The organism is Sphingomonas bacterium (assembly GCF_903643035.1).
Lineage (GTDB): Bacteria > Pseudomonadota > Alphaproteobacteria > Sphingomonadales > Sphingomonadaceae > Sphingomonas.
In genome coordinates this window covers 1-10,009 of record NZ_CAHJWW010000092.1, presented here as the reverse complement: position 1 = coordinate 10,009, position 10,009 = coordinate 1, and the positions used below count along the sequence as shown (strand labels likewise).

Annotated in this window: 9 protein-coding genes and 1 pseudogene; 5 read left to right on the top strand and 5 right to left on the bottom strand. The window is 69.9% G+C overall.

Annotated features, from left to right (window positions below; genetic code table 11):
- Positions 1–128: 128 nt before the first annotated feature.
- Entirely contained in the window at positions 129–1,106 is a 978-nt protein-coding gene (locus HUV01_RS07640) for an alpha/beta hydrolase (RefSeq protein ID WP_174297696.1), read from the bottom strand.
- A 186-nt stretch (positions 1,107–1,292) separates the two neighbouring features.
- On the opposite strand from HUV01_RS07640, the gene HUV01_RS07635 reads away from it, so the two are divergent.
- From HUV01_RS07635 to HUV01_RS07615, 5 genes are all read left to right on the top strand, one after another.
- Entirely contained in the window at positions 1,293–1,940 is a 648-nt protein-coding gene (locus tag HUV01_RS07635) for a TetR/AcrR family transcriptional regulator (protein WP_254606471.1), read from the top strand.
- Positions 1,941–2,026: 86 nt separating this feature from the next.
- Entirely contained in the window at positions 2,027–5,086 is a 3,060-nt protein-coding gene (locus HUV01_RS07630) for a TonB-dependent receptor domain-containing protein (RefSeq protein ID WP_254606470.1), read from the top strand.
- A 39-nt stretch (positions 5,087–5,125) separates the two neighbouring features.
- Positions 5,126–5,956 carry a shikimate dehydrogenase gene (locus tag HUV01_RS07625; protein WP_254606468.1) on the top strand — a complete coding sequence of 277 codons (831 nt, stop codon included), beginning with the start codon at positions 5,126–5,128 and terminating at the stop codon, positions 5,954–5,956.
- Positions 5,957–5,998: 42 nt separating this feature from the next.
- Positions 5,999–6,517: a DUF3237 domain-containing protein gene (locus tag HUV01_RS07620; protein WP_174297694.1), complete on the top strand. Its 519-nt coding sequence runs from the start codon at positions 5,999–6,001 to the stop codon at positions 6,515–6,517.
- Positions 6,518–6,558: 41 nt separating this feature from the next.
- Complete coding sequence (locus HUV01_RS07615; protein ID WP_368040006.1) at positions 6,559–7,866, top strand: MFS transporter; 1,308 nt, start codon at positions 6,559–6,561, stop codon at positions 7,864–7,866.
- On the opposite strand, the gene HUV01_RS07610 is transcribed toward HUV01_RS07615, so the two are convergent.
- The 4 genes and pseudogenes from HUV01_RS07610 to HUV01_RS07600 form a co-directional block, all read right to left on the bottom strand.
- Positions 7,863–8,342 carry a MarR family winged helix-turn-helix transcriptional regulator gene (locus HUV01_RS07610; protein WP_254606467.1) on the bottom strand — a complete coding sequence of 160 codons (480 nt, stop codon included), beginning with the start codon at positions 8,340–8,342 and terminating at the stop codon, positions 7,863–7,865. The genes HUV01_RS07615 and HUV01_RS07610 overlap by 4 nt on opposite strands.
- A gap of 52 nt (positions 8,343–8,394) precedes the next feature.
- Positions 8,395–8,742 carry an FAD-dependent monooxygenase gene (locus HUV01_RS15475; protein ID WP_368040007.1) on the bottom strand — a complete coding sequence of 116 codons (348 nt, stop codon included), beginning with the start codon at positions 8,740–8,742 and terminating at the stop codon, positions 8,395–8,397.
- Between the two features lie 133 nt (positions 8,743–8,875).
- Positions 8,876–9,565, bottom strand: a pseudogene (locus HUV01_RS15470) (FAD-dependent monooxygenase); the annotation flags it as partial.
- On the bottom strand, positions 9,562–10,009 hold a 448-nt coding region (locus HUV01_RS07600), incomplete at its 5' end, for an acetate--CoA ligase family protein (protein ID WP_174297693.1). The pseudogene HUV01_RS15470 and the gene HUV01_RS07600, both read right to left, overlap by 4 nt.

Here is a 10,009-nt window from a genome sequence, read left to right as displayed (position 1 = left end):
CGACACGCCCGAGGGTAGCACGACGCCGTCGATCGCGCCGCCATCGACGGCGACCGGCCGCGTCTGCGCACCGGTCGCACTGGCGGTCGCAAGCGCGACGGCGGCCAGGGCCGTTGCCGCCCGCTTCCTCATCGACGCGGCACGCCGAGCTTGGCGTGGAAGAAGTCGAACGTGGCGTTCACCGCCTGCAGCGTGGCCGCGCGGGTTGCCGCCGGCGTCCGGCCGATGAAGCTGTGGTCGACGCCGGGGATGTAGATCGACTCGACCGGCACGCCGACCTTTCGGAGCGCCGCCTCGCCCAGGTGCGACTGCGCGACCGGCACGGTATGGTCGTCGGTGCCGTGGATCAGCAGGAACGGCGGATCCTTGGCGTCGATGTAGGTGACGGGACTGACCGCGCGGATGCGGTCCGCAGGGCACGTCCCCTCGCAGCCGAGCAGCTTCGCCCCGGCTGCATTGCCATCCGGCGTCGCGGTCATGCCGGCGAAGTCGTAGACGCCGTACCAAGTCACCGCCGCCTGCACGCAGCCGTCGTTGCCGGCGGCAGGGTCGAGCGCGGTGTCGCGGCACGTTACCGCGGTCAGCGCCGCCAGATGCCCTCCCGCCGATCCGCCCCACAGGCCGACCCGGGTCGGATCGATCGCATACTCGCGGGCGTGGGCGCGCAGAAAGCGCAGCGCCGCGTTCGCGTCCTGGAGCTGAGCGGGAAACCGCGCCTCCCCCGACAGCCGATATTCCAGGCTCGCGACCGTGAACCCCTCCGCCGCCAACGCGGCGAGCACCTTGGGAAAGTCGGCGAGCGCGCCCGACTGCCGGGTCTGCCCGGCCATCCAGCCGCCGCCGTGGATGTAGAGCACGAGAGGATGCGGTCCCGGCGATGGCGGAACATAGATGTCGACGATCTGGGGCCGGTAGCCCGGCACGGTCTGGTAGACCACGTCGCGATAGGCCTTCACGCCGCCGGGGAAGGCGACCGGCACGAGGGGGAATCGATCTTCGAGGACGGGCCGGTCCGCGACCGGGAAGACGCGCGCGGTCTGCGCGGGCGCGGCGAGCGCCGCGGCACCGCCGATGATGGCCAGCAGGCCGGCCGGTAACGCCTTCATCTACCGCTCTCCTCTTCCCCTCCCGTCGCGATCGCGTCGATCCTGCGCGGGCTTTTGCCGGGGCATCATGCCCGAGCCGCCGCAGAATGCAAGTAATACGGACTTGTTCGTACCAAGGAAGGCCGTGTCGACCATGGCGATGCTATCGCCTATCGGGTCTGTCCGTGCCTGCCCTGGAGGACATGTTTGGCCGACCGTGACGCACCGACCCGCCGCACCCGCGCCGAGATGCGCGAGGACGCGATCAACGAGCTCGTGGACGTCGCCACGGCCGAGTTCGTCGAGAAGGGGCTGGCCGGCGCCCGCATCGACGAGATCGCCGGCAAGTCGACCAAGCGGAAGATCTATTATTATTTCGGCGGCAAGGACGAACTGTACCGCGCCGTGCTCGAACGTGCCTATCGCCGCGTCCGCCGGAGCGAGAGAGCCGTCGACATCGACTCAGGGTCCGCGGCGGATCAGCTGCGCCGGCTGATCGAGCACGACGTGCGCTACCACTCCCAGCACCCTGAGCTCGTGCGACTGGTGATGAACGAGAACATCCACCGGGCCGAGCATCTGCGCCGGATCACCGACCTGCGCGAGGACAATCGGGGGGTGGTCGAGCTCCTTCGCGGGATCGTCGCCCGGGGCGAGGGCGAAGGATCGTTCCGGCCCGGCGTCGACCCCATCGACCTGCACATGAACATTACCGCGCTCGCCTTCTACAACGTGTCGAACCAGTTCACCTTTGCGCACAATTTCGACGTGGACATGACCAGCGCCGAAGCGATCGACCGCCGGGCCGCGCAGGTGGCCGACATCATCCTCGCATGGGTCGCTCGGCCGGACTGACGCTCCTCCGGAGTTGACAGGGACGAGTTCGTACCATTAGTTAGCCTCATGGTGGCGTCAGCCCGCCAGCGAAAAGGGGGGATTACATGCGTCCGCACGCGAAGAGCCTTGTTCTGTCGTCTTCGGTCATCGCGATGGCGGTTTGGAGCGCGCCAGCCTTCGCGCAGGACGCAGGTTCCACCGGCGTCGCCACCACGGCGGGCCAGGTGACCAAACCCGGTGATGCGACGGGGGCCGCCGCGCAGGCGGACACGGCCAGGGCCGCGGTCGCTCCCGACGCAGCCGACCGGATCACGCCCCAGGCGACCTCCGACTCGACCGAGCCCACCGCCTCCGCGGACATCGTGGTGACCGGCTCGCTGATCCAGCGCCCGAACAACACGTCCGTCAGCCCGATCGTCACCGTGGGGGATGCCGCGATCCGCGAATCGGGCCAGGCGACGCTTCAGGACACGCTGAACCAGTTTCCCAGTTTCACGACCGGCGGCAACGCGGGCACCGGCGGCCAGGGCGGCGGCGGCCGTGCCACCATCAACCTCCACGGCCTGGGGACCAACCGCAACCTCGTCCTGCTCGACGGCCGGCGCCTGCCCGTCTCGGACATCAACGGCAACGTCGACGTCAACATCCTGCCTGAGGCGATCATCGAGGGAGTCGACGTCATCACCGGCGGCGCGTCCGCGGTATACGGGTCGGACGCGGTATCGGGGGTCGTCAACTTCCGCACGCTGCGCAAGCTCGAAGGCATTCGCGTCGACCTGCTGAACACGGTCAGCGAGCGCGGCGACGGCTATCGCTTCAACGGCTCGCTCGCCGGCGGGACGACCTTTGCCGGCGATCGCGGCCACATCATCGCGGCGTTCAGCTATGCCAAGCAGAACCCGGTCAACGGCAGCTCCCGCGACTTCTTCTACGACAAGACGCCGTCGTCCTTCATCGGCACCGGCACCTTCGTACCCAGCGCCACCAACGCGCCGAGCGCCGCGGCGGAACAGGCGGTGTTCGCCCGCTACGGCAACACGGGCACGCGCAGCCCGCTGCTCAACCTCGGGTTCAACAACGACGGCACGCTGTTCGTCCAGACCGGCGCGGTGAACTACAAAGGGCCCACCAACGGCAGCGGCTATCTGCTCGTGGGCAACAACGTACGCATGCCCGTCGGCCAGCAGATCGACTTCTACAACGGCCTCGACCGCAAGACCGCCTTCCTCAAGGGCGATTTCGAGCTCACCCCGTCACTGACCGCCTACGGCCAGATGATGTACGTCGATCTCGACGTGCGCACCGCGAGCGGGGGCAGCCTGACGCAGTTCGGCACGCTGACGACCATCCCCGTCACCAACCCGTTCATCCCGACGGACCTGCGCACTGTCCTGGCGTCGCGGCCCAACCCGACGGCGGCCTTCACCTGGAACGGACGCTACGTCGGCGTTCCGTACAAGAACTTCGACGAGCAATATTATGTGCAGCAGTACTTGGGCGGTCTGCGCGGCAAGATCGCCGATGGCTGGACCTTCGACGGCTTCGCTGCCTACGACGAATCGATTCACCGCCAGACGATCAACAATGCGGTGGTGAAGACGCGCGTGCAGGCGCTGCTGAATGCCGCGGACGGCGGCAACTCGATCTGTGCGGGCGGGTTCAACCCGTTCGGCGACGCCAACGCACGCAGCCTGTCGCAGGCGTGCGCCGGCTACATCACCAAGAGTGCCCGATCGCGCGAGCGGGTGGCGCAGACCCAGGCGCAGCTGCAGGTCAACGGCCGGCTGTTCGACCTCGGCGCCGGCCCCGCGCAGCTCGCCGTCGTCGGCGACTATCGTCGCAACAGCTATCGCTTCGTCCCCGACGCCGATCTCTCCGCGCAGAACCTCGAATCGATCATCGCCTCGGCCGCGGCGTCGGGCGCGATCGACGTCAAGGAGATCGCGGGCCAGATCGACATCCCGCTGCTGGCGAACCGGCGCTTCATCCACGAGCTGGGCATCGGCGGGGCGGTGCGCGTGTCGAACTATTCCACCAGCGGCACGGTCACGAGCTTCGAGGGCGACGCACGGTGGAAGCCGTTCGCGCCGCTGCTGCTGCGCGGCAGCTATCAGCGCGCCGTCCGCGCGCCCAACATCGGCGAGCTGTTCGCGCCGGCGTCGGGCAGCCAGCTGGTGATCGGCACGCCGCCGGCGTCGCTGGGCGATCCCTGCGACGTGCGGTCGACCGCGCGCACCGGTGCCAACGCCAGCCAGGTCGCCGCGCTCTGCGTCGCGACGGGCGTGCCCGCGGCCGCGGTCAGCAGCTACACCTTCCCGACCACCGCGACCGGGCAGACCATCAACGGCAACCTGGCGCTCACCCCGGAGAAGGCGGACACCTACAATGCCGGCATCGTCCTGACCTCGCCCGTCCACTCGGGTCTGTTCCGCGATTTCTCGATCTCGATCGATTACTATCGCATCCAGATCAAGAACGTGATCTCGTCGGTGCCCGGCCTGACCGTGCTGTCGAAGTGTTTCAATCTCGACGGCAGCAACCCCGGCTATTCGGCCGCCAACAGCTATTGCCAGCTGATCCAGCGCGACGCGACGGGACAGATCGTCACCGTGTCGACGCCGTACCTCAACCTCGGCGGCCTCAAGACGGACGGCGTCGAGTTCCAGGCGCATCTGGGCGTGCCGGTGTCGTTCGTGGCGCCTTCGGCCAAGATGTACGTCGACGCGGCGGTCGGATGGACGCGCAGCTACAAGGTCCAGCTCCTGCCCAACGCTCCCTTCCTCGACTACACCGGCATCAGCAACGGCGGCGCCGGCACCAACTCCGTCCCGCCGCGCGCGACGCCGCGCTGGAAGAGCCTGACGACGCTCGGTTACCGGTCGGACGGCTTCGGCTTCGGGGGACGCTGGCGCTATCAGAGCCCCCTGGCGGACGTCAGCGCGGTGCTCACCCCCGCCACCGCCCAGGTCGGCGTGCCCGCTTATTCGCTGTTCGACGTGTTCGCCAACGTCAAGGTCTCCAGCCGATACGAGCTGCGCGCCGGCGTCAACAACGTCACCGATCGCAGCTTGCCCTATGTCGCCAGTTCGCAGAACGGCACCGACGTCGCGCTGTACGATCCGCTCGGCCGCACCTTCTATCTGGGGGTCCGCCTTGGCTTCTGACCGGGCGGCGACGAGGGCCGATTGGCGGAAGGGCGCGTGGTGAAATCCGGACTGGTCGGCCGCTCCATCCTCCACTCGCGCTCGCCCTGGCTGCACGAGCAGGAGGGGCGCGCCCAGGGTCTGGACCTCCGATACGACCTCATCGACCTGACCGACCGCGGCCTGGACGACGACGCGCTACCGCGTGTCGTCGCAGCGCTGCGTGAGGGCGGCTATGCGGGGTTTAACGTCACCTATCCGTTCAAGCAGAAGGTCGTCCCCCTGCTGGACGCGCTGGACGCCAGCGCCGAGACGGTCGGCGCGGTCAACACGGTCGCGATCCGTGACGGACGGCTGATCGGCTACAACACCGACATGTCGGGGTTCAGGCAGAGCGTCATCGAAGGTCTCCCCGGTTCGGCGATGGCGCGCGTGCTCCAGCTCGGCGCCGGTGGCGCGGGCGCGGCGGTCGCGAGCGCGCTGCTGTCGATCGGCGTGCGGCAGCTCGATCTGGCCGACCTCGACAAGGAGCGCGCCCAAGCGCTCGCCGCGATGCTCGGCCGCCATTTCGGCGCCGATCGGGTGCGGGCGATCACGATCGGCGACGCGACGACCGCCGGCGTCGACGGCATCGTCAACGCGACGCCGGTCGGCCTCCTCTCCAACCCCGGGCTGCCGATCGATCCCGATCTGATCGACCCGGCGCACTGGGTCGCCGACATCGTCTATTTCCCCATCGAGACCGAGCTGCTGCGCGTCGCGCGGGCGAAGGGGTGCCGGACGCTCGACGGCAGCGGGATGGTCGTCAACCAGGCCGCCGCCGCGTTCGAGATCATTACCCAGCTGCCCGCCGACCGCACGCGGATGCGGGACAGCTTTGCCCGCGGCTGACGCGCCGCGCCGGCGGCCCACAGGAAGGACCGGACCATCCGCATGCTCGCCCTGCTCGCCGCGGTGCTGACCGGCGCTCAAACGCCCCCGGCGGAACCGTCGATCGCGCCGCCGCGGCTCACCTATGTCTTCACGATCGAGGCACGGCTGGGACTGCCGCAGGAGCAGGGAGAGGTTGACGGGAGGCGCACGCGGTTCGTGCCCATCACGGGCGGCCGGGTACATGGCCCGCGGCTCTCCGGCGTCGTGCTCGCGGGCGGAGGCGACTGGCAGGCGATCCACCGCGACGGGCTGACGGAGATCAACACCCGCTACAGCCTGCGCGTCGACGACGGCACCGTGATCGACATCGTCAATCCCGGAGTCCGCACCGCCGACCCCGCGGTCGTCGCGCGGATGGCGCGCGGCGAGGACGTCGACCCCTCGCTGTACTATTTCCGCACCGCGCCGCGTATGACGGTGGCGGACGGGCCGCACGCCTGGCTGCGCCGCACAGTCTTCGTGGGGCGCGGGATCCGGCGATCCGACCGCGTCGAGATCGAGGTCTTCGCCGTCGAATGACGCAGCGCATCCGGCTGACCCGCCCCCACGGAGAGACGATGATGGACGACCCGCGCGCGATCCTCGATGCGGAGCCGATGTCGCGGTTCCAGTGGATCGTGGTGGCGATCATGATCGGGCTGAACGCGCTCGACGGCTTCGACGTGCTGTCGATCAGCTTCGCCTCGCCGGGCATAGCCGCCGCCTGGCACGTCAAGCGCGATGCCCTCGGCCTGGTGCTGTCGATGGAGCTGATCGGCATGGCGGTGGGCTCGATCCTGCTCGGCCGGCTGGCCGACCGGTCGGGGCGCCGCCGCGTGATGCTCGTCTGCCTCGCCATCATGGCCGCGGGCATGATCGGCGCGTCGACCGCGGGCGGCGTGAAGACGCTGTCGGGCTGGCGACTGCTCACCGGCCTGGGAATTGGCGGCATGCTGGCGGCGACGAACGCGGCGGTGGCGGAGGTGACGAACGCCGACCGGCGCAGCATCGCCGTGGTGCTGATGGCCGGCGGCTATCCGGTCGGCACGATCGTCGGCGGCCTCGCCTCCTCCTGGCTCTTGGCCCGCTACGACTGGCGCGCGATCTTCGTGTTCGGTGGCGTGGTGACCGCCTGCTTCATTCCGCTGGTGCTCTGGCGCGCCCCGGAAAGCATCGCGTTCCTGATGCACCGCCGCCCGCCCGACGCGCTCTCCCGGATCAACGCCACGCTGCGCCGGATGGGCCACGCCACGGTGGAGCGGCTGGTGCTGCTCGACGCGACCGTCCGCCCGTCGATCGGCCTCGCCGCGCTGTTCTCGGGCACCGTCGCGCGTCGGACGGTCCTGCTCACGCTCGCCTATCTGGCGCACGTCATGACCTTCTATTTCATCCTGAAATGGATACCCAAGATCGTCGTCGACATGGGGTTCAGCCCGCCGCTGGCGGCCGGCGTGCTGGTCTGGGCCAGCGTCGGCGGTGCGGCCGGCGCGGGCACCCTGGGGCTGCTGACCGCGCGCGCGCGGCTGCTGTGGCTGACGGTGACGGCGATGCTGTTCTCGACCGGTCTGGTGATCTGGTTCGGCCAGGGACAGAAGGACCTGGCCGGCCTGTCGCTGGTCGCGGCGGCGGCCGGGTTCGCGACCAACGCGGGGATCGTCGGCCTGTACGGGCTGATGGCGCAGGCCTTTCCGACCGAGCTGCGCGCGACCGCCACCGGCTTCATCATCGGCGTCGGGCGCGGCGGCTCCGCGCTCGCCCCTGCCCTTGCGGGCTGGCTGTTCGCGACGGGCAACGGCCTGCCCGCCGTCGCGACCATCATGGCGCTGGGCTCCGCAGTCGGCGCGGCCGCGCTGTTCGCGGACCGGCGGACGCTCGCGGTGCTCGGCTAGGCGCCGCCCCGCGCCTCGATCCGGCCTAACATCTCGATCAGCACGCGGCGTTCGGCCGCCGACAGGTCGGCGAGCATCGCCTCCTCGTGCGCGGCGATGCGGTGCGCGCACTCGCGCATGGCGCTGACGCCGGCCGGCGTCAGCGCCAGCGAGAACGCGCGCCGGTCGTTTGCCGCGGCTCGGCGATCGATCGATCCGGCATCGACCAGTTCGTTGATGAGCGCGACCATGTTGGCGCGCTGGATGCCCAGCACCCGGCCGACCGCGCCCTGGTTGATCCCCGGATTGTCGGCGACCACCGACAGGATGCCGAACAGGACCTGGCGCATCCCCGTGCCGTCGAGCGCGCGGCGGAAATCGGCCGCGACCGCGCCCGACGCCCGGCGGAGATGATAGCCGGTTAGATCGCCGAGCACCCCCAGGGTGACCGCCTCGTCTGATCCAGGCTGCTCCGGCAGCGACGCCATGATGCTCATGGCGCGGTTCGTTAAGGCCCTGCCGGACCGGGTCAACGGTCGGGCGATGCCGTCAGAGCGGCAGTCCGATGTAATTCTCGGCGATCGCAGTCTGCATCGCCCGAGAGGTGGCGAGATAGTCGAGCTCGGCCGCTCGCATCCGGCGCTCGAGCGGACCATCCTCCGGGAAGCGATGCATCAGCTTCGTCAGATACCAGCTGAACCGTTCCGCCTTCCATATCCGCGCGAGCGCCCTCGCCTGATAGCCGGTCAGCCCCTGCTCCGCGCCGGACCGGAAGAAGGCGATCAGCGCGTCGGAGAGATAGGCGACGTCGGACGCGGCGAGGTTCAGCCCCTTCGCCCCGGTCGGCGGCACGATATGCGCCGCGTCGCCCGCCAGGAACAGCCGCCCATGCCGCATCGTCTCGAACACGAACGAGCGCATCGGCGCGATCGACATCTCCAGCGCCGGCCCGCGCGTGACGCCGACGTCGGGAGATCGGATCGAACCGCCGCGCGAGCTCGTCCCACAGCCGCTCCTGCGACCACTGATCGAGCGTCTCGGTCGCGGCGACCTGGACGTAATAGCGGCTTCGCGTCGGCGAGCGCATCGAGGCGAGTGCGAAGCCGTCGACGGTGTTGGCGTAGATCAGCTCGGGGTGGCACGGCGGCACGTCCGCCAGAATGCCGAGCCAGCCGAACGGATAGTCGCGCTGGAATGCCTCCGCCTTGCCCGCCGCGGCGATCGCGCGCCGCGCAGGGCCGTGGAACCCGTCGCAGCCGATCACGAACGCGGCGGCGATCCGCTGCTCCACGCCGTTCCGGGTGAAGGTGACGAACGGCGCGCCTTCGGGATCGTGGATGGCGAGGTCGCCCGCCTCGCAGACGATCTCCAGCCCTCGGCCTGGTGCGGCGGCGAACAGGTCGCGGGTGACCTCGGTCTGGCCATAGACGGTGACGTGGCGGCCGGTGAGCGCCTTGAGGTCGATGCGGATCAGCCGGTCGTCGGTGGCCAGGTTGAAGCCGTCCTCTACCAGCCCCTCGGCGTCTATCCGCACGTCGATGCCCAGCCGGCGCATCAGACCCGTCGTCACCGTCTCCAGCACGCCGGCGCGGATGCGCCCCTCGACATAGGCCTGCGCCTGACGCTCGACGATCACCGCGTCGATGCCTTCCGCCTTGAGCAAATGGCCGAGCAGCAGCCCCGCCGGTCCGGCGCCGACGATGACGACCTGACGCGTCACGCGGCGGCGACGTCCGCCAGGATCAGCGCGTCGAGCGCCACCGCGCCCTGCCCACGCGGATAGACGACGACCGGGTTGAGGTCGATCTCGCGGATCGCGGGCGTGCCGCGCAGCACCCGGCCCAGCGCCGCGATGATCCCCGCCACCGCCTCCACGTCCAGCGCCGGCGACCCCCGCCAGCCGTCGAGCAGCGCGCCGCTCTTTAACGCGCGCAATTCGGCAACGATGGCCGCGGGGGTGAGGTCGGGGGGCAGCAGCCGCACGTCCTTCAGTATCTCCGCCTGCACCCCGCCGAAGCCGACCAGGATGACCGGCCCCCAATCGGGATCGTTGCGCGCGCCGACGATCAGTTCGATCCCGCGCGCGCCCATGGCCTCGACCAGCACGCCGTCGAGCGCGAGGCCGGGCGCACGGGCGGCGACGTCGGCGTGGAGCCGCGCCCAC